Source organism: Janthinobacterium sp. GW822-FHT07A03, assembly GCF_058798815.1.
In genome coordinates, this window is the sequence record NZ_JBXAKW010000008.1 from 157,968 (window position 1) to 181,019 (window position 23,052).

Sequence of the window (23,052 nt, forward strand, 5' to 3'; positions counted from 1 at the left end):
TGCCATGACCTCGACCACGCCAGACTCCCTGCACATCGTGTGCCCCCATTGCGACGCCGTCAACCGCCTGCCGGCCGCCCGCTTGATTGAACAGCCTACTTGCGGCAAGTGCCAGAAGGAGCTGTTCACGGGCCAGCCCGTGGACCTGGCCAGCGCCCGTTTCCTCAAGCATATCGAACGCAGCGACATTCCCGTGCTGGTGGACTTCTGGGCGCCATGGTGCGGCCCGTGCCGCAGCATGGCGCCATTCTATGTGCAAGCGGCCAGGACGCTGGAACCGGCGTTTCGCGTCGTCAAGGTGAACACGGAAGCGTCACCGGACCTGGGCAGCCGTTTCAATATCCGCAGCATTCCCACCCTGGCCCTGTTTCGCAGGGGTGTGGAAGTGGCGCGCCAGCCGGGTGCCATCGACGCCAACGCCATCATTGCGTGGGCGAGGGACAAGGCGCGTTTCTGAGTCCAAATGGAAAACCCTTGAGGTTTTCCATTTGACATTTAATATGGTGCCATATTATATTGCGCCATATGATAAAACTCGAACAGAAATACACGGCCTTGCTCGGTGACGTGCAGCGCCGCGCGCCCGGCCCCGACATGCCGGCATCCGTCGGACGCTTGCGCCTGTGCTTTGAAGTGCTGGGCCTGGCATCGGCCATCGATGGCGATTGCGCCGCACGCCTCGGCCGGCATGGCTTGTCGGAAGGCAAGTTCGTGCTGCTGGCCCTGCTGCGCGACGTGCCCGATGGACTCTCGCCGCACGAACTGGCCGAGCGGGCCGGCGTGACGCGCGGCACCATCACGGGCTTGCTCGATGGCCTGGAGCGCGACGGTTTCCTGGCGCGTCACGCGGACCAGGTCGACCGGCGCAAGCTGCTGGTGCGCCTCAGTGCCAAGGGGGAAGGCGCCGCTGCCACCCTGGTCGATGAGCACGCGCAATGGATCGCCAGCCTGTTTGCCGATTTCACGCCGGAAGAAATGCAATTATTGAGTGCGCTGCTGGAAAAAGCCTGGCGCAAGACGGACCGGGGTGCAGCATGAGCCGTGGCGTCGCCGATATCGCCCCCGTGCGCCTGGCCCTGCTGAACCAGGGAGCGGTGGCCAGCGCCACCCTGACGGAAGGGCTGGCCATCGATTTTGCCCAGCTGCTGGCTGCAGCCGTGCCCGCTATCGGCGCCGCCCGGCTGGAGCGGATGCGCGCGCAGGCCGCCGCGGGCATCACCGGGCGCATGGCCTTGGCGGCGCAATTGCTGCTCGATGCCGGCGCCGACCTGGCGCTGCTGCAGGCACACCCGTCCGACACGGTGCGGGGCTGGGTCTGCTTTGCCATCGCCACGCAAGCAGGCTGGCCCTTGCCGCAGCAGCTGGCCGCCCTGCGGCCGCTGGCCGACGACGGCCACTTCGGCGTGCGCGAATGGGCCTGGCTGGCGCTGCGGCCCCGGCTGGCTGCGCATTTGCTGGATGCCATCGCGCTGCTGGCGCCGTGGACGGCGGACTCGTCGGAAAGAGTGCGGCGCTTTGCCTGCGAAGCGCTGCGCCCGCGCGGCGTGTGGTGCGCGCATATCGCCCGGCTAAAGGAAGAGCCGCAGCTGGCCTTGCCCCTGTTGCAGCCCTTGCGCGCCGACCCGGCCGTCTACGTGCAGGATTCCGTGGCCAACTGGCTCAACGATGCGGCCAAGAGCCAGCCGGACTGGGTGCGCAGCCTGTGCGCGCAATGGCTGCAGGACAGCCCCGTTGCCGCCACGGCACGCATCTGCAAGCGGGCGCAGCGCTCGCTGGCCTGACGTTTCAGCGCCAAGCCGATTGCCTGGCGCTGAAGCGGCGCTTTTCCCGCGCATAGGGTAAAGTTTGCTGTATTGCCACAATTACCTGACTGTCATGCCGTTCAAACTGCTGTCCACTGTGTTATTTGCCCTGTTGCCATTGGCGCTGCACGCCGCGCCGGCACCCGGCCCGCAAGCCCTCGTCGCCGCCGCCCGCAGCCAGGTGGGCGTGACCGTGCAGTACGACCCGCGCTACGAACGCCTCGCCTATCCGGGCGGCGACGTGCCGCTCGAGCGGGGCGTGTGCACGGACGTGGTCGTGCGTGCCTACCGTAGACTTGGGCAGGATTTGCAGGTGCTGGTGCACGAAGACATGCGCAAGGCATGGCAGGTGTACCAGCAGCAGGGACGCTGGCAGATGAAGGGGCCGGACCGCAATATCGACCACCGCCGCGTGCCGAACCTGGGGACCTACTTTGCCCGCCACGGCACCAGCTTGCCGCCAAGCAAGGAAGCGAACGCTTACCGTGCGGGCGACATCGTCACCTGGCGCCTGCCGCGCAACCTGACCCATATCGGCATCGTCAGCGACAAGCAGTCGTGGAGCGGCGTGCCGCTGATCATCCACAACATCGGCGAGGGCGCGCGCGAGGAAAATATTTTATTCAGCTATCCGATTACGGGGCACTATCGCTGGCAACCCCGCTGAGAGGCAAGGGCGCCATCTCTTGCAGGATCGCCAGCACGATGGCCAGCGCCGTGTCGATATCGAGCTTGTCGATGGCGCCATAGCCGAGAAACAGGCCTTCATGGCGGGCGGGCCCGTGATAAAAGCTGGCCAGCGCATACAGGCTGACATCGGCCTGGCGCGCGCGGCGCAGCAATTCGGCGATATCGAGGGGCGCCTGCGCCAGCGCCGCCACGTGGAAGCCGGCGCTGGCCGGCACCAGGCGGAACCATGGCGCCAAGGGGCCGTTGAACCAGTGCAGCAGACGCTCGCGCCGCCCCGCATAAATGTCGTGGCAGCGGCGGATATGCCGCAGCAAATGGCCATCGCCGATGAACTTGGCCAGCGCATGCTGGCCCAGGCTGGCCGTATGGCAATCGCTCAGGTATTTCACCGTCTGCATGGCGGCCACGATGGCTTGCGGCAGCACAACATAGCCCAGGCGCAATTCCGGTAGCATGATCTTGGAAAAGCTGCCCACATGGGCCACGATGCCGTAGCGGTCCATGCTTTGCAGCGCATCCTCGGGCCGGCCCTCGTAGCGGAAGGCGCTGTCGTAATCGTCCTCGATAATGATGGCGCCCAGCTGCTGCGCCCGTTCCAGCAAGGCATGGCGGCGCGCCATGCTCATCGGCATGCCGAGCGGAAATTGATGGGCGGGCGTGACATAGATCAAGCGCGTGCCGTCCGGGATTTGCGCGACGATGAGGCCATCCTCGTCCACTTCGACGCCCACCACGCGCGCGCCCTGGCTGGCGAACACGGCGCGCGCCACCGGGTAGCCGGGTTCTTCCACGGCAACCGTGTCGCCCGGCTCGAGAAGGGTCAGCGCGAGCAGGTGCAAGGCTTGCTGCGCGCCGCTGGTGACGAGCACCTGTTCCTCGGTGCAATGGATGCCGCGGCTGAAGGCGGCATGGCCGGCAATCGCCGCGCGCAAGGCAGGCAAGCCTTCCGCGGGGCCATAGCGGCCGCGCGCCTGGCCACCCTGGCGCAGCGCATGCAGCATGCAGGCGCGCCATTCATCCTGCGGGAAATGCGCGGGCGTGGCGCGTCCGCCGATGAAGGCGTAGCGCGCCGGCGTTTCCTGGCTGGCGCGGCGCAAGGGCGTGGGCGTCGCTTCCCAGCGGGCGATGCGCTGTGCGCTGGCCAGCGGCGCGCTGGCGTGGCGGCGCTGCGGCGAGGCATGCGGCGTTTGCACGAAGCTGCCCACACCGATTTTTCCTACCAGCAGTTTTTCATAGCCCAGCTTGTCATACACGTCGGACACCGTCTTGCGCGACAGGCCCAGCTGGCTGGCCAGCAGGCGCGAGGGCGGCAATTGCTGCCCATCCGTCAGCCGGCCCGAGCGGATCGCTTCGCTAAGCTGGCGGTACAGCTGGCCGCCCAGGTCGCGCGTGCCGTCGATCAGGATATGTAATTCCATGGTGTGTCTGCTGGTGGTCTGCTGTTTTTCGGGGGGATTGGCCTGCCGCGCGCTCCTCTTGCGCTTCTACAATAATGCATCTCTACTTTATCAAGGAATGCATCATGACACAGCAACGACTCGATTTCACGCAAGCCTCGCCCGACGCCGTCAAGGCCATGTACGCGCTGGAAGCGGCCATCGCCAAACTGGGCGTGGAACACTCGCTGCTGGAGCTGATCCGCCTGCGTGCCTCGCAAATCAATGGCTGCGCTTTTTGCGTGGACATGCACACGAGCGATGCGCGCAAGGCGGGCGAAACGGAACGCCGCTTGTACGCCGTGTCCGTCTGGCGCGAAACGCCGTTCTTTACGCCGCGCGAGCGGGCCGTGCTGGCCTGGACGGAAGCGCTGACCCTGCTGCCGCAAAGCCAGGCGCCCGATGACGTGTATGCGGCGCTGGCGCAGCAATTGACACCGGCGGAAATGGTCAACGTCACCCTGGCCATCGGCTCCATCAATACCTGGAACCGCCTGGCCGTGGGCTTTCGCAAGATGCCTGAATAAGCTCTTTGTTCGTTCGCGAACAGACGCCTGGCTGCTGCCTGCGTAGGCTGGCAGGACGATTGATCAGCCAGGGAGCAGCCATGCAAGTACATATCGGGGAAGGCGCCGAAAAGACGCCGCAGCAGGAGGAAGAGGCGCGCCGCGAATTCATCGCCGAACTGTGGCGGCGCTTCGAAGCCTTGCAGGAATGGGCCGTCAGCCACTGGCCGGACCAGCAGCACCCCCTCAGTTCCGCCGACTTCGTCGAGACGCGCAAGGAAATCTTGAGTTTGCGTTCGCCGGCAGGTTCCTTGAAACAGCCGGCGCAGCAGCATGCGGCGGAACCGGAGCAGGGCGGGGCGCAATATCTGGATGTGACGCCGGCGCCTTGGCCGTAGGTCGGATTCGCCGACTGCCGGGGGCAGACCCGCCGGGTCTGACCCCAGTTTTTGCTGGATTGGTATGCGTGACTTTATTTCGCTGCGGTTTCTGCGGAATTGTCTTGCGCAAACACCCAGCAAACCAAACTCACCAGCAGCCCCGCCATCACGCCATACGCCAGATTCAGGGCGCTGTCGAACAGCAGCGGCGCCACCAGGCCCGAGACCAGCGCGAACAGCAGCATCTGGATGAACGATTGCATCGACGAGGCCAGGCCGCTGTTGTTGGGGAAGTGGTTCAGGGCCATCAGCGTCATCGGCGGCATGGCGATCGACAGGGCGAACGAGTAGAAGAACAGCGGCAGCACGGCCCACGGCACTTCGGCGGCAAAGAAGTAGTTATAGCCGATGTTGGCCAGCGCGGCGACCAGCATCAATATGAAGCCGGCCCAGATCATCTGGCGCTGGCTGTAGCGGTGGGCGATTTTCGCCGACAGGGCCGAACCGAACACCATGCCGCTGATCAGCGGAATGAACAGCCAGGCAAACGCCGTTTCGGGCAAATGCAGGATGTTGATGATGAAGTAGGCGGCCGAGCCGATGTACAGGGCGAAGCCGCCAAAGGCCGCGCCGATGGCCGTCGACAGCAGCAGGAACTGGCGGTGGCACAGCACTTTCCAGTAATTGACGGCGATGCCGCCCAGGTGGAAGGCGTGGCGCTGCTCCTTCGGCAGGCTTTCCGGCAGCGCGCGCCAGACGACGACGAACATCAGCACGCCGAACGCCGTCAGGAACCAGAAGATCCAGCGCCAGCCCAGGCTGACCTGCAGCCAGCCGCCCAGCACGGGCGCGATGGCCGGCGCCAGCGCGAACACCATCATGATGTGCGAGAGGATTTTCTGCGCGGCGGCGCCCGCATAGCGGTCTTGCACGATGGCGCGGCCGATCACGGAACCGGCGCCCGCGGAGAGTCCCTGCAGCACGCGCCAGGCCAGCAGCCAGCCCAGCGACGGCGCCAGCGCGGCGCCCACGGAGGCGATCACATACAGCACCAGCGAGACGAGGATCACTGGACGGCGGCCGAACGAATCGGACAGGGTGCCGTAAAACAGCATCATGAAGGCGAACGTGAACAGGAAAAAGCTCAGGGTCTGCTGCACCAGCAGGGGGCTGGCATTGAAATCTTGCGTGATGGCCGGGAAAGACGGCAGATAGGTGTCAATTGCAAGCGGTCCGACCATCGCCAGGCCCGCCAAAATCCAGGTTAATAATTTAGTCATGTTGAAGAGTGTTTTTGTTAGTCCGTCATTTTACGCTAGCGGCGGGAATCGGGTCCGGCGCCGCGGCGGTTTGCCATCCATATGCGTTTTTCGCATATAAAACCTTGGAATTCTTCGTTTGCATCGCTAGTCGCTGCCGCTAAGCTGGGGCGACCCGGCCTGTTTGCCGTTTTTTGGAAGTGATACGCCATGCACAGCATTTATCCCGCGGCACCTGCCGACGACACGGTCCAGTGGAACCTGGGGCCCGTGATCCAGGCCCTGCGCAGCTCGCGCGAAGACAAGCACAAGATCCGCCACAACGGCAGGGTGCGCGAACTGCCGTCGCGCGAAGCCTTGACCACCATCGTCAACGGCCTGTCGGCGGCCCTGTTCCCCACGCATTACGGGCGGCCCAACCTGACGGATGAAAGCATCGACTACTTTGTCGGCGATACGCTGAACACGACCCTGAACCGGCTCAGCGAGCAGGTGCGGCGCGGTTTGCTGTTTTCCGCACCGGCGCACGCCGTGCCGGCCAGCGACGAGGGGGATGCCGCCAGCGACGACGCGGCCCTGGCGCAGCAGGCGCGCGACATCACGCGCGCGTTCGCCGCCAGCCTGCCCGATATCCGCGCCCTGCTGGTGTCGGACGTGCAGGCCGCCTACGCGGGCGACCCGGCCGCTACCTCGGTGGCCGAGATCATGCTGTGCTATCCGGGCACCATCGCCATCTTGTACCACCGCCTGGCACACCAGCTGCATGCGCTCGGTGCACCGTTCCTGGCGCGCCTGATCGCCGATATCGCCCACACCCTGACGGGCATCGACATCCACCCGGGCGCACGCATCGGCGCATCGTTCTTCATCGACCATGGCACGGGCGTGGTGATCGGCGAGACAGCCATCATCGGCCAGCGGGTGCGTTTGTACCAGGCCGTCACCCTGGGCGCCAAGCGTTTTCCGGCCGACGCTTCCGGCGCGCTGATCAAGGGCACGCCGCGCCACCCCATCGTCGAGGACGACGTGGTGATTTACGCGGGCGCGACCGTGCTGGGGCGCATCACCATCGGCGCGGGATCGACCATCGGGGGGAATGTGTGGCTGACGCAGAGCGTGCCGCCGAATAGCAATGTATCGCAGGCGCAGATGCGCAACGATTGAAGAGTGGCCGAGAAAACGTCCATGGAGGCGTTGCAGCGCCTTGCCCTGGACGTTTTTCGGGCACTCTTCAAGCCGGGCGTGGCGCCTGGCTTTGCAAAAACCTTACTTCACCGTCAGCGCTTCATAGCGGGCCACGGGCACGCCATCCTTCAGCAGCAGCAATTCCTGGTCCGCGTAGCGGTAGCCATTGACTTCGCCCAGGGTGGTCAGGAGCTCGCGTTCGAGGTCCATGTCCTGCGGCTGGCACATCATCATGGTGCCGGCCATCTGCCCGAAGCTCAGGGTGCTGACGCCGTCGCTGGTGTAGCCGCCCATCATCTGGTTGCAGCCGCTGTGGCCGCTGGCGCGGCCTTCGGCCAGCAGCAGGGTCACTTCACGCTGTTCCGGCGCCTTGCGCGCGACTTTCTTGCCCTTCAATTCCTTCAGTTTCCACTGCGTGTCCGTCAGCTTCGGCGCCGGCTTGGCGGGCAACGTGGCGCCTGGCGCTGCTGCGGCGGCGTCGCTGCGCACGGGCGTTTGCGCGCAGCCGGCGGTGATGGCGACGATGGCGGCGAGGGGAATCAGTCTGGCGATCTTGAACATGGCATTTCCTTCTTCAAATGAATGGCGCCAGATTAGCAGATACGCGCCGCGCCAGCGTGCACGGTTGACAAGTTCACGGCTGCTTTTCCTGCTCCAGCCGCGTCTCGAGCAAGGTGCGCGCCGCCGCCACGTAGACGCGGCAGGCCTGCGGGTCGACAAAGGCGTCGCTGCCGCCCGTGGCGCTCGCTTCCAGCCGTTCCCACAATTGCGACGCTTCCGGATGCGCCGAAATGAGCACGTCGCAGGGCAGCTTTTCCAGGGTCTCGAAGCTGCGGCGCAGGTCTGCCACCGCGTTCGGATACTCGCTGCTGGCGCTGAACCTGAAGCCGGGGCGCGAGACGGCGTTGATGCTGTCCGCGTAGACCATGTTCAGGCAGCGGGGGCCGTCGCACGATTGCCACGTCCAGCTCAGGCCTCCGGGCGTGTGGCCCGGCGTGGCGTGCGCCGTCAGTTGAATGGGGCCGACATTGAACTGGCCGCCGTCGCGCGCCAAACGCATGTCCTTCACGGGCGGGTACTTGGGCAGCGCGTGGTATTGCGGGTCGTCCGGCCCCACTTCGCCCGACGCCAGGTCCAGCGCGGCCGACGGGCTGGCGGCCACCAGCGCATTGCTGCGCCGCTGCAGTTCGGCCAGGCCGCCCGCATGGTCGATATGGCCGTGCGAATTGAGTATCAATTTGATATCTTTGATGCGAAAACCCAGCGCGGCGATATTGGCAATGATCTTCGGCGCCGATTCCGGCAAGCCGCCGTCGATCAGCACATGGCCTTGCGGCGACGTGATGAGTACGGAACTGAGGCCTTTCACGCCCACATAATAGGTATTGCCGAAGATGCGGAACGGCGTCTGATCGGCATTCCAGGTGGCGCAAACTTCGCAATCCGGCGTCGGCAGCGTGGCTGGCGCCTGCGCCTGCGCGGCGGGGCTGGCCAGCAGCAGGGCCAGAACCAGCGCGCGTGGTGGTGTGGGGGGCATTGCAATCCTTATCCGTGTTGCCAAGGTGGCGTATGCTGACATGGAACGGGGCTGGACGCAAACGATTACGGGGCGGCGGGCGGCGCGCCGGCGGCCTCCTGCTGGTACGCCAGTTCGATCAGGGTATCGTCCGCATAGCGGGAGTCGCCGATGGGCGACAGGAAGGAATGTCCCTCTTTTTCCACCTTCAGGGCGACGCGGCGCTCGCCATCGAGCAGGGTGGCGCTGGCGAGGGCCAGGTCGCTGCGGGTACCCATCTTGAGCTGTTCGGCGGAGCACCAGTCGGTGGTGCGCAGCAGGGTGCCGACGAGGGTGCGTATCCAGAACGGGATCTCTTTCTTGGCGATGGCAATCGTCACCTGGCATTGCAGGCGCAGGTCGCCCAGGCGGCGCATGCCGGCCGGCACGCCGTCGCTGTGGATGACCGGCTGCCAGCGATACTGGCCCTTCTTCTTGTTGGTGATCAGGTCCGCGTCCTCGCTGTCGGCCTGCGCGCTGCGCGGCAGCGTAAAACTGCCGTCGGCGGCCAGGGGCAGGGCAATCGAGGTTTCGTTGCCGGCGATGCGCAAGGCCAGGTCCTGCATGGCGTCGGCCGGGGCGCGGCTGCCCGCGACCAGCTGGAAGCGCACTTCGCGCGCCCTGGGGGCCAGTGCATGGTAGGCGTCGAAGGCATCGAGGCCGGCCGCCATCACCCGGTACGATTTCAATTCCGGATTGCGGATGCTGTTGATGTGGATCGACTGGCCGGCATCGGCCCGCGCTTCGGCCGGTGCGTCCGCTTGCGCCGCGGCGTGGCTGGCGGCCAGCAGGGCGAAGAGCAAGGCCGGAGAGCGCTTGCCGCGAAAAGAAAGGAGGTGCACGTCGTCGCCTGTCTGTTTTTGATATGACAAGCTAACATGATTGACAACGCTTGTCACCGGCGCCGTCAGGCCGCCGCCAGCGCTTCCTCGCCGGGTGCGATGCTGACCTGGCGGCCCGCGTGATCGTCCGGCAGGCGCGGGCCCTGGCCGAAGACCTTGTGGCGCAGGGTGCCTTCCTCGTAGCTGGTGCGGTAGCGGCCGCGCCGCTGCAGTTCCGGCACGATGTGGGCCACCACGTCGGCCATGCTGTCATGGGCCACGGCGAAGGCCAGGTTGAAGCCGTCGATGCCCGTTTCGTCCAGCCAGCTTTCCAGCTGGTCGGCCACCTGGCGCGCATCGCCTACCAGCACGGGGCCGCGCCCGCCCAGGCCGATGTATTCGGCCGCCTCGCGCACCGTCCATGTGCGATCCGGGTCGGCCTGGCTGAAGGAGGCCAGCGCCGAGCGGCCGGCCGGGGAATCGATGTAGTCGATGGTGGCGTCGAGCGGATAGCGGCTGAAATCGACGCCCGTCCAGCCCGACAGCAGCACCAGCGCCGCCTCGATGTTGACGTGGCGCAGATAGTCGGCGTGCTTGGCGCGCGCCTCGGCTTCCGTGGCGCCCGTGATGACCAGCGCCTGCGCGTAGATCAGCAGCGCGTCGCCATCGCGCCCGCTTTGCCGCACGGCGGCGCGCAAGTCGTCGGCATAGCGCTTCACCACCGTCTTGCTGGGGCCACTGACAAACGTGGCTTCCGCGTGGCGCGCCGCAAAGCGCGTGCCGCGCGGCGAGGTGCCCGCCTGGTACAGCAGCGGCGTGCGCTGCGGCGACGGCTCGCACAGATGGATGCCGGGCACCTGGTAGTGGCGCCCGGCATGGTTGATCGGATGCACCTTGGCCGGATCGGCGTAGATGCCGCGCGCCTTGTCGTTGACGACGGCGTCGTCGTCCCAGCTTTTTTCCCACAGCTTGTAGACGACTTCCAGGTATTCGTCGGCCAGGTCGTAGCGCTCGTCGTGACCCAGTTGCTGTTGCAAGCCCAGGTTGCGCGCCGCGCTGTCGAGGTAGCCGGTGACGATATTCCAGCCGATGCGCCCACCCGTCAGGTGGTCGAGGGTGGAAATGCGCCGCGCGAACGTGTACGGATGTTCGTAGGTGAGGGCGCAGGTGACGCCGAAACCCAGGTGCGTGGTGGCCTGCGCCATGATGGGCACCAGGGCCAGCGGGTCGTTCAGCGGCACCTGCACGCCGTGTTCCAGGGCCGCATCGAGGCTGTTCCGGTACACGTCATACACGCCCAGCACGTCGGCGAGAAAAACTGCGTCGAACAGGCCCGCTTCCAGCAGCCGCGCCAGTTCCGTCCAGTGCGCAGGATCCGTATAGCGGTGGCTGCGGTCGCGCGCATGCGTCCACAGGCCCGGCGACTGGTGGCCGACGGTATTCATCTGGAAGGCGTTGAAGCGTATCGTCTTGGCCATGTCTTATTTTGCTGCCGTTTGCAACGCTTGCTGGTAGTCGGGTTTCGAGTAGCCGGCAAAGTGTTTATTCGTGATGTCGAGGAATTCGCGCGAGCGGTAGGCGGCCGCCAGGTCCTTGGCGAACTGCTTGTCCTTGTCCGCCGTGCGGATGGCCACCAGGTTGATGTAGTTGGGCGAGATTTTCTCGGCCACCAGCGCGTCCGTCAGTTTCAGCCCCGACGCCAGCGCGTAATTGCCGTTGATGAAGGAGTAATCGGTGTCGCCCAGCGAGCGTGGCAGCTGCGCCGCTTCCAGCGGCAGCAGCTTGATTTTCTTCGTGTTGACGGCGATATCCTTTTCCGATGCGCGCACGGGGTCGAAGCTGGCGCGCAGCTTGATCCATCCCAGTTGGTCGAGCAGCACCAGCGCGCGCGCCTGGTTGGTCGGATCGTTCGGCAAACCCACCGTCGTGCCTTCCTTTACGTCGTCCAGGGTCTTGTGCTTCTTGCTGTAGATGGCGATCGGCGCCGTGGGGATCGTGATCAGGTCCGTCAGCGCCAGCTTGTGCTCCTGCGCGAATTTCTTCAGGTAGACGATGTGCTGGAACACGTTGGCGTCCAGCGAACCTTCGGCCAGCGCGAAATTGGGCTGGATATAGTCGTTGAATTCCACCAGCTTGACCTTGTAGCCCTGCTTTTCCAGGATAGGCTTGATGCCCAGCTTGATCTGGTCCGCGTACGGCCCGGCGCTGGTGCCGATGGTGATCTCTTTCGGGTCCTTGGCGTGGGCGAAGCTGGCCGTCAAGGCCAGGGTCAGGGCGGTGAGGAGGATGCTGCGGCGGGCGATGGTCATGCGGGCTCCTTGGTGAGTGAATTATGAATATGCGGTCGGTTCGGGCACCGTGCCGGTCAAGGCAAAGCGTCCCAGGTCGCGCAGCTTGTAGTCGATGGGGTCATGCAGGGTATGCACGCGCACGTTGCGCCAGTAGCGGTCAAAACCGTATTGGGCCGAGGTGGAACGGGCGCCCGTCAGTTCGAACATCTGGCTGCTGATCTCCAGTCCCGCCTTGTGCGCCAGGCATTTGGCTTCGGCTACGGCCACGGCCAGCAAGCCCCGTTCGCGCGCCGTCACCAGCGCGCCCTTGTGGAAGACCTTTTCCAGTTCCTGCGCCGCCGCGTCGGCCAGCACCTGCGCGGGGCGCAGCAAGAGCCACAGCTGGCCGTAGCGGTGCTGGATCAGAGGGTCGTCCGTGGCTTGCGCCACGCCCGAGGCAAACCAGGCTTTCGCCTGCTCGGCCGTGTAGCGGCGCGCCGCCTCGAACGCGCCTTCGGCGATGCCCAGGTACAGATTCGCCATGATCAGCTGCGCGATCTGCGAGCGCACGGTGGCTTGCGGGGTGGCCGCTTGCGCGGGCGCCTGCAGCACCAGCTCCCGCGGCAGGGCGACTCCTTCAAAGTGGACATTGCCGCTGTCCGTCTGGCGCTGGCCGAAGGCGTCCCAGTCCGCCTGCACGCTCACGCCATCCTGGCGCGTGGGCAGGGCGGCGATCAGCGCCGTCTGCGTGGGCGCGTGCCAGGCGGAGACGGTCAGCCAGTCCGACCCCACGGAACCGGAAGAAAAGCTCTTGATGCCGTTCAGGAGGTAGCCGTTGGCGCTGTCGGTGGCGGTGGTCCTTTTGTCGAGGGGATTCAGGGCATTACCCCAGAACAGGCGTTCGTCGACGGTGAGCGTCAGCAGGCGGCGCTGCTGCTGCGCGCTGCCGTACAACTGCAAGCCCGCCAGTTGCAGATGGTGGAAGCCGAAGACATGCGCCAGCGCGCTGTCGGCCCGCGCCAGGATGCGGATCACCTGGTACACGAGAGGCCACGACGCGCCCTGGCCGCCGAATTCCACGGGAATCGACAGGGTCAGCAAGCCTGATTCGCGCAGCCATTCGCGTTCCTGCGCCGCATGGCCGCCGGCCTGGTCGCGGGCATTGGCCGTTTCGGCCAGGCGCGCGGCCAGCGCGGTGGCGATGCTGATGGCGTCCTGCAGGGGTTCTGCTGCGGGTGGGGCAGGTCGGGTGGCATGGAGAAAAGCGCTAGACATGGGACGGATTCCGGAAAGACGATGACGCCGATATTGCACCGCCAGGCGCGCGCCGTACACGAAGAAAACCGCGCATGGATATGCGAAAAAAGCCATGTGGGGATGAGCGCCTTCGCTTGCGGGGCGTCAGGCCCGGATAGACAAAAAACGCATATCGAAGCGCGAAAGCATTCGTTTTGCCGGGTGGCTGATGGCGATAGGCTGCAAGCATCCAAGCAACGCCACTTTCGACAACCTACAGGGACGGGCATCACATGAGCATCTTGTTATTGGGCGGCAGCCCGCAAATCCCATCGAGTTCCAGCCGTTTGCTGCTGCATATCGGTGAACAGCTGGCGCTGCAGGGCCACAGCTACGCCAAGCTGCATGTGCGCGACTTGCCGGCGCGCGCCTTGCTGCTGGCCGACTACGACGACGCGGCAATCGCCCGCGCCGTGCGCGCCGTGGCCGACGCCGACGCCATCGTGATCGCCACGCCCATCTACAAGGCGTCGTATACAGGCTTGCTGAAAGCCTTCCTCGACCTGCTGCCGCAAGATGGCCTGGCCGGCAAGCTGGTGCTGCCGCTGGCCACGGGCGGCGGCCATGCCCACACCCTGGCGCTCGACTATGCGCTGCGCCCCGTGCTGCATGCGCTGGGCGCCAAGCAGGTCTTCACCAGCATCTATGCCAATGCGCAGCAGCTGGCGTGGCACGAAGAGGGCGGCTTGAGCCTGGACGTGCCGATTGCCGCGCGCGTGCAGGCCGGCATCGAGGAGCTGTCTGCCGGCCTGTTCGTGCTGCAGGGCAGGCGTCCGCCCGCGCCGGCAGAAGTCCCGCATCCCGTGCGTTCGCTGCAAGACCAGCCGTACGCCCCGCAATTTCACGCCGCCTGATTATTCACCGACCAAGGAACCGTCATGACACACCGCCACGCACAACGCATCTCGCGCCGTACCACTCTGGGCCTGCTGTTTGCCGCCGCTGCCGGCGTGATGGCGGCCGGCATGCCGGCCGCAGCGCAGGCGCAGGCCAAGGGAGAAGTACAGGTGCAGGTGCGCATCGGTTACCAGAAATACGGCACCTTGACGTTGTTGAAGGGGCGCGGCACGCTGGAAAAACGCCTGGCCGAGCAGGGTGTGGGCGTGAAATGGACGGAATTTCCGGCCGGCCCCGTGCTGCTGGAAGGCTTGAATGTGGGCAGCATCGATTTCGGCACCGTGGGCGAGGCGCCGCCGATCTTTGCCCAGGCCGCCGGCGCCAACCTGGTGTATGTCGGCAATGAGCCGGCATCGCCCGCCAGCGAAGCCATCGTCGTGCCCAAGGGGTCCGGCCTGCGCACCCTGGCCGATTTGAAGGGCAAGAAGGTGGCCTTGAACAAGGGCTCGAACGTGCATTACCTGTTGTTGAAAGCGCTGGAAAAGGCCGGCGTCGCGTACGCCGACATCCAGCCCGTGTTCCTGCCGCCGGCCGATGCGCGCGCGGCTTTTGAACGGGGCAGCGTGGACGCGTGGGCCATCTGGGACCCGTTCCTGGCGGCCGCCGAAAAGCAGCTGGGCGCCCGCGTGCTGGCCGACGGCAAGGGCCTGGTGGCGAACTACCAGTTCTACCTGGCCTCGCGCACGTATGCGGAAAAAAATCCCGAAATCCTGCGCATCGTGCTCGACGAAGTGGCCAAGGTCGATGACTGGGGCCGCAACAACCCCGATGACGTGGCGACGATCCTGTCGGCGCAGACGGGGCTGGGCAAGGAAGTCGTGGCGCTGGCCGCCTCGCGCTATGCGTATGGCGTCAAACCCGTGTCGCCCGATGTCATCGCTTCGCAGCAAAGGGTGGCCGACGCCTTTTCCAGCTTGAAGCTGATCCCGAAACCGATCGTCGTCAAGGACGCGCTGCTGCCGGCGCGCCAGCTGGCCACCAGCGCAAAATAAGGAACAAATATCATGTCATTGAATGTCTTCTGGTTTATCCCTACCCATGGCGACAGCCGCTACCTGGGCACCTCGCAGGGCGCGCGCCCCGTCGATGCCGATTATCTGCGCCAGGTGGCCGTGGCCGCCGACACGCTGGGCTACGACGGCGTGCTGCTGCCCACGGGCCGCTCCTGCGAAGACGCGTGGGTGGTGGCGTCGTCCTTGATCAGCGTGACGCAAAAGCTCAAGTTCCTGGTGGCCGTGCGCCCCGGCCTGTCCACGCCCGGCCTGGCCGTGCGCATGGCGTCCACGTTCGACCGCCTGTCCAACGGGCGTCTCCTGATCAACGTCGTCACGGGCGGCGACCAGGGTGAGCTGGAAGCCGACGGCCTGTTTGCCGACCACGCCAAACGCTATGAAATCTCCGATGAATTCATCAAGGTGTGGCGCGCCACGCTGGCGGGCGAGGGCGGCGCGGCCGGCTACGATTTCGAGGGCAAGCATATCCAGGTGAAGGGCGCGAAAACCCTGTATCCGCCCGTGCAGAAGCCGTATCCTCCCCTGTATTTCGGCGGTTCGTCGGAACCCGCGCATGAACTGGCGGCCGAGCAGATGGACGTGTACCTGACGTGGGGCGAGCCGCCCGCCGCAGTTGCCGAGAAAATCGCCGACATCCGCGCGCGGGCAGCAAAAAAGGGCCGCACGGTCCGGTTTGGCATCCGATTGCACGTGATCGTGCGCGAAACGAACGAGGCGGCCTGGCGCGCGGCCGATGAACTGATCAGCCACCTGGACGACGACATCATCGCCAAGGCGCAGGCGGCGTTCGGCAAGATGGATTCCGTGGGCCAGCAACGGATGGCGGCCCTGCATGGCGGGCGGCGCGACAAGCTCGAAGTGTCGCCGAACCTGTGGGCTGGCGTGGGCCTGGTGCGCGGCGGCGCGGGCACGGCCCTCGTGGGCGACGGTCCGACCGTGGTGGCGCGCATGCAGGAATACGCGGACCTGGGCATCGACACCTTCATTTTCTCCGGTTATCCGCACCTGGAAGAATCGTACCGCTTTGCCGAACTGGTGTTTCCGCTGCTGGGCAAGGGCAAGGCCGTGGGTGAGCAATCCTTGAGCGGCCCCTTCGGCGAAGTCATGGCCAGCAATATCGTGCCGGCCGCGCCGCAGAAAAAGGCGGCCTGAGATGGCGACGGCCACCGTCAAGAGGCTGCCCGGCACGCCCTGGCCTTCGCTGCGTCACGCGCTGGCACCGTGGGCCTTGCCCGTGGCGCTGCTGCTGGCCTGGCAGCTGGCGGCGCAGTGGGGCTGGCTGTCGAGCCGCATCCTGCCCGAGCCGTGGGCCGTGGCGAAGGCCTTCTGGCACCTGGCCGCGTCGGGCGAACTGTGGCTGCACCTGAAGACGAGCTTGTGGCGCGCGACGGTGGGTTTTGCCGTCGGCGCGGGACTGGGCTTGCTGCTGGGCCTATTGACGGGCAGCTTCCGCCACGCGGAAACCCTGCTCGACACGACATTGCAAATGGTGCGCAACATCCCCGCACTGGCCCTGATCCCGCTGGTGATCCTGTGGTTCGGCATCGACGAGACGGCGAAACTGTTCTTGCTCGCCGTCGGCGTCTTCTTTCCCGTCTACCTGAATACCTTCCACGGCATCCGCTCGGCCGACCAGGGCTTGATCGAAATGGCGAAAAGCTATGGCTTGTCCGGCTGGCCTTTGTACCGCGACGTGATCCTGCCGGCCGCCATGCCCTCCATCCTGGTCGGCGTGCGCTTTTCGCTGGGCCTCGTGTGGGTGCTGCTGATCGTCGCCGAAACCATCTCGGCGCAGGCCGGCATCGGCTACATGACCATGAATGCGCGCGAATTCTTGCAAACGGACGTGGTGCTGGTGGGGATACTGCTGTACGCCTTGCTGGGCAAGCTGGCCGATTTGTTCTCGCGCCGGCTGGAACGCCACTGCCTGCGCTGGAATCCCGCCTACCGCTAATGATTGAAGAGGACACCATGCTGCTCGCCCCCATCCAGATCGAAACGGACTTTTTGTCGCATTTCGTGCAGTACGACCCGGCCAGCGCGCCGCCGCAGGCGAAGATGGCGCCATCCACCCCTTTGCAACGGCGCGGCGTTCCCCTGGAGCTGACGAAGCTGAGCAAATCCTACACCAGCCGCCCCGTGCTGAAAAACGTCGACCTGCAGCTGGAAGCGGGCGAATTTGTCGCCATCGTGGGACGCAGCGGCTGCGGCAAGAGCACCTTGTTGCGCGCGATCGCGGGGCTGGAAAGCATCGATGAAGGCAGCGTCGCCATCGGCAGCGGTGTCGGGGCGCCCGACATCCGCATCATGTTCCAGGAATCGCGGCTGCTGCCGTGGAAGACGGTGCTCGACAACGTGGCCCTGGGGCTGCCCCGTTCCGTCGGCGCGGCGGCCGCCTCGCTGTGGACCGTGGGCCTGGCCGAACGGGCGGATGACTGGCCGTCGGCCCTGTCGGGCGGACAGAAGCAGCGCGTGGCGCTGGCGCGCGCGCTCGTGCACGAGCCGCAATTGCTGCTGCTCGACGAACCCTTGGGCGCGCTCGACGCCCTGACGCGCATCGAGATGCAGCAGCTGATCGAGTCGCTGTGGCTGGCGCGGGGCTTTACGGCCGTGCTGGTGACGCATGACGTGGCCGAAGCGGTGGCCCTGGCCGACCGCGTGCTGCTGATCGAGGATGGTCAGATCACCTTGGACGTGCGGGTGGACTTGCCGCGCCCCCGTCAGCGCGGCACTGCGGCTTTCGCCTCGATCGAGCAGGCTATCTTGTCGCGGGTGCTGCAACCGCAGGGTCAGATGACTGCGCCAGCACGATGAAACCATCGCCATCGACGGTCGCCACGATGTTCTCATAGCTGGCGATGGCCGGGTGGCGCGTGGCCAGCGGGTGCGCATGCGTGGCGGTGACGACGATGACCTTAGCTCCGGCCGCCTCGCCCGCTTCGATGCCGACCGACGCATCCTCGAATACCAGGCAATCGACGGGCGCCACGCCCAGTTTTTGCGCCGCCAGCAGGTAGCAATCGGGCTTTGGCTTACCGGCCTTGACGTCTTCCGCCGTCACCATGATGGCGGGAATGGGCATGCCGGCCGCCTTCAGGCGCGCCGTTGCCAGCGCGCGCGGCGCCGAGGTGACGATGGCCCATTGCGCGGGCGGCAGTGACGTCAAAAAACGCAGCGCGCCCGCGATTTCGACAATCCCTTCCACATCGATGATTTCCGCATCCGTGATGCCCTGCGATTCGCGCTGCGCGTCCACGCCGGGCAAGCGCAGCTTGGCGATGGTGTCGACCGAGCGCGCGCCATGGATGGTGGGCAGAAAGGCCGCCACGTCGAGGCCCTGGCGCTGCGCCCACGTGCCCCAGATGCGTTCGGCGGCGGCGATGGAATTGATGACGGTGCCGTCCATGTCAAAAAGAAAAGCCCGATAGCGGCCGGCGGCCGATGGCGTTGGGGATGACGACGGCGAGGGCAGTGCGGACATGGCTTCCTTCCAATTGATGGGCTGGAAGCCATTGTAACGGCAGCCGGTTTTTATTTCACAGGTAGACCGATTCAAACTTGGCCACGGGCGCGCCATCCTTGAGCAGGATCAGGTACTCGCCATCGAAACGGTAGCCCGTCACGCTGTTCAAGTTGGCCAGCACGGCGCTTTCCAGCTGCATCACGGGCGGTGGGCACGCCATGCGCGTGCCGGCCAGCTGTGTGAAGCGCAGGGCCGTGCCGGCAAGTGTATAGCCGCCCATGACGCGGTTGCAGCCCGTAAAACCTTGGACCTTGCCATCGTCGGTGAGGGTGATGCGCACTTCGCGCTCCTGCTCCGGCGCCATCGTCACGGGGGCGCCATCGAGTTCCGTCAGCTTCCAGTAGGTATTCGTCAGGCTGTACGTGGGCGCCAGGCCGGTGTCCTGCCTGGCGCTGTCGGATGTGGAGGCGCAGCCGCCGGCCATGGCGATGGCGGCGGCGAGGCACAGGTATTTCAGGCGATGCAGCATGGGATGCTCCTGTGATGGGTGGTATGCCTGCAGCCTAGCAGATTTTTCGCGCCGGCCGGCGTACCGCAGCGGCGATTGTTTCCATTTTGCCAGTCCTGGCATTAAACTCATGCTTTCTATTGTTTTAACCTTGATCGGGGAGCGGGGCCGATGCTGCAAGCGCAAGCGCTGGATAATCGACTGGTCGCCACCACTGGCGACGACGTGCTGGTTGACCGCATCGTGCCCGGCGCGGCGCTGGTCATCGCCTTCGGCTTCGTCTCGTGGACCACGCGCCCCGCCTTCGATTTTTACGGGCGCCTGAGAAAGCTCGAGCAGGCCAGCGGGCAGCATCTGAACAAGATCCTCGTGCGCGATTCGGGTAATGCCTGGTACCACCGCCGCATCGCGGGGCTGGGCAGCCATGTCGATGAATCGGCGCAAGCCCTGCGCGAGCTGGTGCAGCGCATCGCGCCAAGTAGCATCACCACCCTCGGCCAGTCCATGGGCGCGTATGCGGCCGTCATGTTTGGCTTGCTGCTCGATGCGCAGCAGATCGTCGCCTTCGGGCCCTTGTCCTTCCTCGACGTGCAGCAGGCGCGCTTGTACCATGAGCTGCGCTGGCTGCCCGTGATGGAATCGCTGGCGCAGGACCCACCAGCCTCCGGCTATTACGACCTGGCGGCCCTGTGCCGCGCCAGGGCGACGGACAATACGCAGCTGCACCTGCTGTTCGGCACGCGGCCGGACGTGGCCAACGGGGGAGGCGGTGCCAGCGCCAGCGAATCGGTGAACCTCGATGCCATGCACGCGCAGCGTCTGGCGCCATTTGGCCGCTGCACCCTGCATCCGTTCCCCCACTCGGGCCATGCGGTGGTGCAGCACCTGATCGACACGAAGCGCATCAACGGCTTGCTGGCCAGCTGCATACTGGGTCTCACGCTGGAAGATGAACCGATGCCGGACATCAGCCGCGAGTGGCAGGACTGGGTGGCGGAAAACCTGCGTTTGGGCTGCGCCGGCGAACAGCTGGTGGCGGTGCTGCAGCAGCACGGCTTTTCGCTGGCCAGCAGCATGGCGGCCGTGGATGCGGCCCGCGCCAGGGCCATATGACGCCGCAGTTCGAACTCGACACCTTGAAAATCCGCCTCGCCGCTCCCGAACTGGCGGCGCTCGACCTGCGCGTGCGGGTGCAGCGCGCGCTGCGCCAGCTGATACTCGATGGCGTGCTGGCGCCCGGCCTGCGCCTGCCGGCCACGCGCGCGCTGGCGCAGTCGCTGGGCGTGTCGCGCGATACGGTGGAAATGGCGTATGCGCAGCTGCGTCTTGATGGCTATCTGCGGCGGCAGGCGGGATCGGGCAGTTTCGTCTCGCCGACGATAGGCGCGAGCTTGCTGGGCAAGTCTGCGACGACGCTGCCGTCCTTGTCCGCGCAGCCGGTGGCGCTCAGCGCCCGCGGTGCGCGCATTCTCGCCAGCGGCGGCGTGGCCGACCAGCAAAGCGTGAAGGCTTTCGCCACGGGCTTGCCGGAAACGCGGGCTTTTCCCGTCGACGTGTGGGAGCGCTTGCGGCGCCAGGTCGCCAGCGAACACCACGTGCTGCTGCACGGCGACCCGCAAGGGGCCGAGCCGCTGCGCCAGGGCATCGCCGACTATGTGAATCTGGAGCGGGGCGCGCGGGCCACGGCTGGCCAGGTGCTGGTGCTGAGCAGCACGCGCCAGGCCCTGTACCTGTGCGCGCAGGTGCTGGCCGACGCGCATGGCCCCATCCTGATGGAAGATCCCGGCTATTTCGGCGCGCGCAAGGCGTTCGAGATGGCGCAATTGCAGGTGGTCCCCGTGCCTGTCGATGCCGATGGCCTGTCCATCGACCACCTGCGGGCGGACCGCAGCGGGGCCAACACGATTTACGTCACGCCGTCGCATCAATACCCGACGGGCGCCACCCTGGCGCTCGAGCGCCGCCTGGCCCTGACCGCCTGGGCTGCGGAACGCCAGGGCTGGATCATCGAGGACGATTACGACAGCCAGTTTCACTATGCGGGCTTGCCGACGGCTTGCGTGCAGGGGCTCGACACGCAGCAGCGCACGATTTACCTGGGCACCTTCGCCAAGTCGCTATACCCGGGCCTGCGCATCGGCTACATGGTGCTGCCGCCCGCGCTGGTGAAACCGATGACGCATGCGCGCAGCATCCTCGATGGCCATACGCCGCAGCTGGACCAGCTGACACTGGCCCGTTTCATCGCCGACGGCCATTTCGCGGCCCATGTGCGCGCCATGCGCAAGGTCTATGCCGTGCGCCGCGATGCGATGGCGCAGGCCGTGCAGCGGCACTTGCCGCACGTGGTCACGGCGCAGCTGCCGCCGGGCGGCTTGCAGATGCCCTGTCTGCTGCACGAGGGCAGGGACGAGCTCGATACGCTGCGCCTGGCGGCGCAGGCGGGCATCGTGCTGCCGGGCCTGAGCCGGCTGTATGCGACGCCGCCGGAGCGCGGTGGCTGGCTGCTGGGCTTTGCGGCGCTCACGCCGCACGAGATCGACAGCGGCATCGTCCGCCTGGCGCGCGCGCTGGGGTGAGCGCGCAAGTGGTCTGTTGTATGTGAGTAAATTGGCCTGCCTGGGCAGTCCATGTGAAAGTTAAGATGCCTTTTTGAACCTCAGGCAAGGGCACACGCATGCAGACAAGTTCCACACCTTCGGCCGTAACCGGCAGCACGGCGCAGGCGCGCTGGCGCGACCTGGCATCCCCCATCATGGCGGCCTTCATCTCCGTCCTCGTCAACTATGGCGGCACCTTCGTGCTGGTGTTCCAGGCGGCCCAGCTGGCCCAGCTGAGCGCCGCGCAGACGGCGTCCTGGGTTTGGTCGCTGAGCATCGGCGTGGGCGTGACGGGCATCTGGCTCAGCTACCGCTACCGCGCACCCATCATCACGGCCTGGTCCACGCCCGGCGTGGCCTTCCTGGCCACCGTCATGCCGCACACGCCGTATGCCGAGGTGATCGGCGCCTATATCATTTCCGCCATCGCCTTCATTCTGCTGGGCATGTCCGGCGCCTTCGAGCGCCTGGTGCGGCTGATACCGGGCGGCATCGCCGCCGGTTTGCTGGCCGGCATCCTGCTGCAGTTTGGCGTGAGTGCGTTCGGCGGCGCCAGCGCCGATCCCGTGCTGGTGGTGGTCTTGCTGCTGTCGTACGCCGTGCTGCGCCGTTTCACCGCACGCTTTGCCGTGGTGGGCATCATGCTGATCGGCCTGGCCCTGCTGCTGGTGCAGGGGCGCATCGATGCGCAAGGTATCGAACTGGCCCTGGCGGCGCCCGTGTTCGAGATACCGCGCTTTTCCGCGGCGTCCCTGCTGGGCGTGGCGCTGCCCCTGTTCCTGATCACCCTGACGGGGCAATACATGCCCGGCATGCTGGTGCTGCGCAATGACGGTTACTCCGTCAGCGCCAATCCCATCCTGACGGTGACGGGCCTCGGTTCGCTGCTCATGGCGCCGTTCGGCGCGCACGCCTTCAATGTGGCCGCCATCACGGCCGCCATCTGCACGGGCAAGGATGCCCACGCGGACCCGTCGAAGCGCTATGTCGCCGGGCTGGCGTGCGGCGTGCTGTACATCCTCGTGGGCGTCTTTGGCGTCACCCTGGCCAGCCTGTTCATGGTCTTGCCGCGCAGTTTCATCACGGCGCTGGCGGGCCTGGCCTTGCTGGGCGCCATCGGCAACAGCCTGGCGCAGGCGATGGCGGACGTGCGCATGCGCGAAACGGCCTTGATTACTTTCCTGGCCACGGCCGCGAACGTGACCCTGCTGGGCGTGGGCGGCGCCTTGTGGGGACTGGCGGCGGGGCTGGCGGCGCATGGGCTGATGCATGGCTGGCGCAAGGCGGCTTGACAGCGGCATAGATAGGTTGCCCATATTGCCAGCTGCCGCATACAATTGCTGCGCCTGTGCCCGTTGGCACTACCGAACG

Annotated in this window: 25 protein-coding genes; 15 read left to right on the forward strand and 10 right to left on the reverse strand. The window is 66.0% G+C overall.

Annotation, left to right across the window (positions count from 1 at the left end):
- The first annotated feature begins 4 nt into the window (after positions 1–4).
- From trxC to AC1RJW_RS22460, 4 genes are all read left to right on the forward strand, one after another.
- Positions 5–457, forward strand: a complete 453-nt coding sequence (gene trxC, locus AC1RJW_RS22445; RefSeq protein WP_493046929.1) for a thioredoxin TrxC — start codon at positions 5–7, stop codon at positions 455–457.
- Positions 458–528: 71 nt separating this feature from the next.
- Positions 529–1,038, forward strand: coding sequence for a MarR family winged helix-turn-helix transcriptional regulator (locus AC1RJW_RS22450; RefSeq protein WP_493047078.1), 510 nt, complete (start codon positions 529–531; stop codon positions 1,036–1,038).
- A complete protein-coding gene (locus AC1RJW_RS22455; RefSeq protein WP_493046930.1) occupies positions 1,035–1,781 on the forward strand; it encodes a HEAT repeat domain-containing protein in 747 nt (248 codons plus the stop codon). The genes AC1RJW_RS22450 and AC1RJW_RS22455 overlap by 4 nt, the downstream gene beginning before the upstream one ends.
- Before the next feature lie 94 nt (positions 1,782–1,875).
- Positions 1,876–2,469: a DUF1287 domain-containing protein gene (locus AC1RJW_RS22460; protein WP_493046931.1), complete on the forward strand. Its 594-nt coding sequence runs from the start codon at positions 1,876–1,878 to the stop codon at positions 2,467–2,469.
- On the opposite strand, the gene pdxR (AC1RJW_RS22465) is transcribed toward AC1RJW_RS22460, so the two are convergent.
- Positions 2,438–3,910, reverse strand: coding sequence for a MocR-like pyridoxine biosynthesis transcription factor PdxR (gene pdxR, locus AC1RJW_RS22465; RefSeq protein ID WP_493046932.1), 1,473 nt, complete (start codon positions 3,908–3,910; stop codon positions 2,438–2,440). The two genes, AC1RJW_RS22460 and pdxR (AC1RJW_RS22465), sit on opposite strands and share 32 nt — an antisense overlap.
- A gap of 104 nt (positions 3,911–4,014) precedes the next feature.
- Between pdxR (AC1RJW_RS22465) and AC1RJW_RS22470 the strand changes: the two genes are divergently transcribed.
- Entirely contained in the window at positions 4,015–4,455 is a 441-nt protein-coding gene (locus AC1RJW_RS22470) for a carboxymuconolactone decarboxylase family protein (RefSeq protein ID WP_070218320.1), read from the forward strand.
- An 80-nt stretch (positions 4,456–4,535) separates the two neighbouring features.
- Complete coding sequence (locus tag AC1RJW_RS22475) at positions 4,536–4,832, forward strand: hypothetical protein (RefSeq protein WP_493046933.1); 297 nt, start codon at positions 4,536–4,538, stop codon at positions 4,830–4,832.
- Between the two features lie 74 nt (positions 4,833–4,906).
- Here the strand turns inward: AC1RJW_RS22475 and AC1RJW_RS22480 are convergent, their stop codons facing one another.
- Positions 4,907–6,094, reverse strand: coding sequence for a multidrug effflux MFS transporter (locus tag AC1RJW_RS22480; RefSeq protein WP_493046934.1), 1,188 nt, complete (start codon positions 6,092–6,094; stop codon positions 4,907–4,909).
- Positions 6,095–6,283: 189 nt separating this feature from the next.
- Between AC1RJW_RS22480 and epsC the strand changes: the two genes are divergently transcribed.
- Entirely contained in the window at positions 6,284–7,237 is a 954-nt protein-coding gene (epsC, locus tag AC1RJW_RS22485) for a serine O-acetyltransferase EpsC (protein WP_493046935.1), read from the forward strand.
- 102 nt (positions 7,238–7,339) lie between these two features.
- Here epsC and AC1RJW_RS22490 read toward each other — a convergent pair whose 3' ends face one another.
- The 6 genes from AC1RJW_RS22490 to AC1RJW_RS22515 all read right to left on the reverse strand — a co-directional run bounded on the left by AC1RJW_RS22490 (position 7,340) and on the right by AC1RJW_RS22515 (position 13,179).
- Entirely contained in the window at positions 7,340–7,819 is a 480-nt protein-coding gene (locus tag AC1RJW_RS22490) for an META domain-containing protein (RefSeq protein ID WP_493046936.1), read from the reverse strand.
- A 73-nt stretch (positions 7,820–7,892) separates the two neighbouring features.
- The gene (gene bla, locus AC1RJW_RS22495) at positions 7,893–8,795 is read right to left on the reverse strand and encodes a subclass B3 metallo-beta-lactamase (protein ID WP_493046937.1); all 903 of its coding nucleotides are present in this window, start codon (positions 8,793–8,795) and stop codon (positions 7,893–7,895) included.
- A 65-nt stretch (positions 8,796–8,860) separates the two neighbouring features.
- A complete protein-coding gene (locus tag AC1RJW_RS22500; RefSeq protein WP_493046938.1) occupies positions 8,861–9,655 on the reverse strand; it encodes a hypothetical protein in 795 nt (264 codons plus the stop codon).
- 65 nt (positions 9,656–9,720) lie between these two features.
- Positions 9,721–11,112 (reverse strand): LLM class flavin-dependent oxidoreductase, encoded by a 1,392-nt coding sequence (locus AC1RJW_RS22505; RefSeq protein WP_493046939.1) that lies wholly within the window; start codon positions 11,110–11,112, stop codon positions 9,721–9,723.
- Positions 11,113–11,115: 3 nt separating this feature from the next.
- Positions 11,116–11,943, reverse strand: a complete 828-nt coding sequence (locus AC1RJW_RS22510; protein ID WP_493046940.1) for a MetQ/NlpA family ABC transporter substrate-binding protein — start codon at positions 11,941–11,943, stop codon at positions 11,116–11,118.
- A gap of 21 nt (positions 11,944–11,964) precedes the next feature.
- Positions 11,965–13,179, reverse strand: a complete 1,215-nt coding sequence (locus tag AC1RJW_RS22515; RefSeq protein ID WP_493046941.1) for an acyl-CoA dehydrogenase family protein — start codon at positions 13,177–13,179, stop codon at positions 11,965–11,967.
- A gap of 254 nt (positions 13,180–13,433) precedes the next feature.
- On the opposite strand from AC1RJW_RS22515, the gene ssuE reads away from it, so the two are divergent.
- From ssuE to AC1RJW_RS22540, 5 genes are all read left to right on the forward strand, one after another.
- Positions 13,434–14,054 carry an NADPH-dependent FMN reductase gene (gene ssuE / locus AC1RJW_RS22520; protein WP_493046942.1) on the forward strand — a complete coding sequence of 207 codons (621 nt, stop codon included), beginning with the start codon at positions 13,434–13,436 and terminating at the stop codon, positions 14,052–14,054.
- 24 nt (positions 14,055–14,078) lie between these two features.
- Positions 14,079–15,089, forward strand: coding sequence for a sulfonate ABC transporter substrate-binding protein (locus tag AC1RJW_RS22525; RefSeq protein ID WP_493046943.1), 1,011 nt, complete (start codon positions 14,079–14,081; stop codon positions 15,087–15,089).
- A 12-nt stretch (positions 15,090–15,101) separates the two neighbouring features.
- Positions 15,102–16,262 (forward strand): FMNH2-dependent alkanesulfonate monooxygenase, encoded by a 1,161-nt coding sequence (ssuD, locus tag AC1RJW_RS22530; protein WP_070218242.1) that lies wholly within the window; start codon positions 15,102–15,104, stop codon positions 16,260–16,262.
- A gap of 1 nt (position 16,263) precedes the next feature.
- Positions 16,264–17,064 carry an aliphatic sulfonate ABC transporter permease SsuC gene (gene ssuC / locus AC1RJW_RS22535; RefSeq protein ID WP_493046944.1) on the forward strand — a complete coding sequence of 267 codons (801 nt, stop codon included), beginning with the start codon at positions 16,264–16,266 and terminating at the stop codon, positions 17,062–17,064.
- 104 nt (positions 17,065–17,168) lie between these two features.
- Complete coding sequence (locus AC1RJW_RS22540; RefSeq protein ID WP_493047079.1) at positions 17,169–17,924, forward strand: ATP-binding cassette domain-containing protein; 756 nt, start codon at positions 17,169–17,171, stop codon at positions 17,922–17,924.
- Here AC1RJW_RS22540 and AC1RJW_RS22545 read toward each other — a convergent pair.
- Complete coding sequence (locus AC1RJW_RS22545) at positions 17,869–18,591, reverse strand: HAD-IA family hydrolase (RefSeq protein ID WP_493046945.1); 723 nt, start codon at positions 18,589–18,591, stop codon at positions 17,869–17,871. The two genes, AC1RJW_RS22540 and AC1RJW_RS22545, sit on opposite strands and share 56 nt — an antisense overlap.
- Before the next feature lie 55 nt (positions 18,592–18,646).
- Positions 18,647–19,102 carry an META domain-containing protein gene (locus tag AC1RJW_RS22550; RefSeq protein WP_493046946.1) on the reverse strand — a complete coding sequence of 152 codons (456 nt, stop codon included), beginning with the start codon at positions 19,100–19,102 and terminating at the stop codon, positions 18,647–18,649.
- A 150-nt stretch (positions 19,103–19,252) separates the two neighbouring features.
- Here AC1RJW_RS22550 and AC1RJW_RS22555 point away from each other — a divergent pair, with 150 nt between their 5' ends.
- The 3 genes from AC1RJW_RS22555 (at position 19,253) to AC1RJW_RS22565 (ending at position 22,973) form a co-directional block, all read left to right on the forward strand.
- Positions 19,253–20,194: a hypothetical protein gene (locus AC1RJW_RS22555; protein WP_493046947.1), complete on the forward strand. Its 942-nt coding sequence runs from the start codon at positions 19,253–19,255 to the stop codon at positions 20,192–20,194.
- A complete protein-coding gene (gene pdxR, locus AC1RJW_RS22560) occupies positions 20,191–21,660 on the forward strand; it encodes a MocR-like pyridoxine biosynthesis transcription factor PdxR (protein WP_493046948.1) in 1,470 nt (489 codons plus the stop codon). Before AC1RJW_RS22555 ends, pdxR (AC1RJW_RS22560) begins: the two co-directional genes overlap by 4 nt.
- Before the next feature lie 176 nt (positions 21,661–21,836).
- The gene (locus tag AC1RJW_RS22565) at positions 21,837–22,973 is read left to right on the forward strand and encodes a benzoate/H(+) symporter BenE family transporter (RefSeq protein WP_493047080.1); all 1,137 of its coding nucleotides are present in this window, start codon (positions 21,837–21,839) and stop codon (positions 22,971–22,973) included.
- The last annotated feature ends 79 nt before the right edge of the window (positions 22,974–23,052 follow it).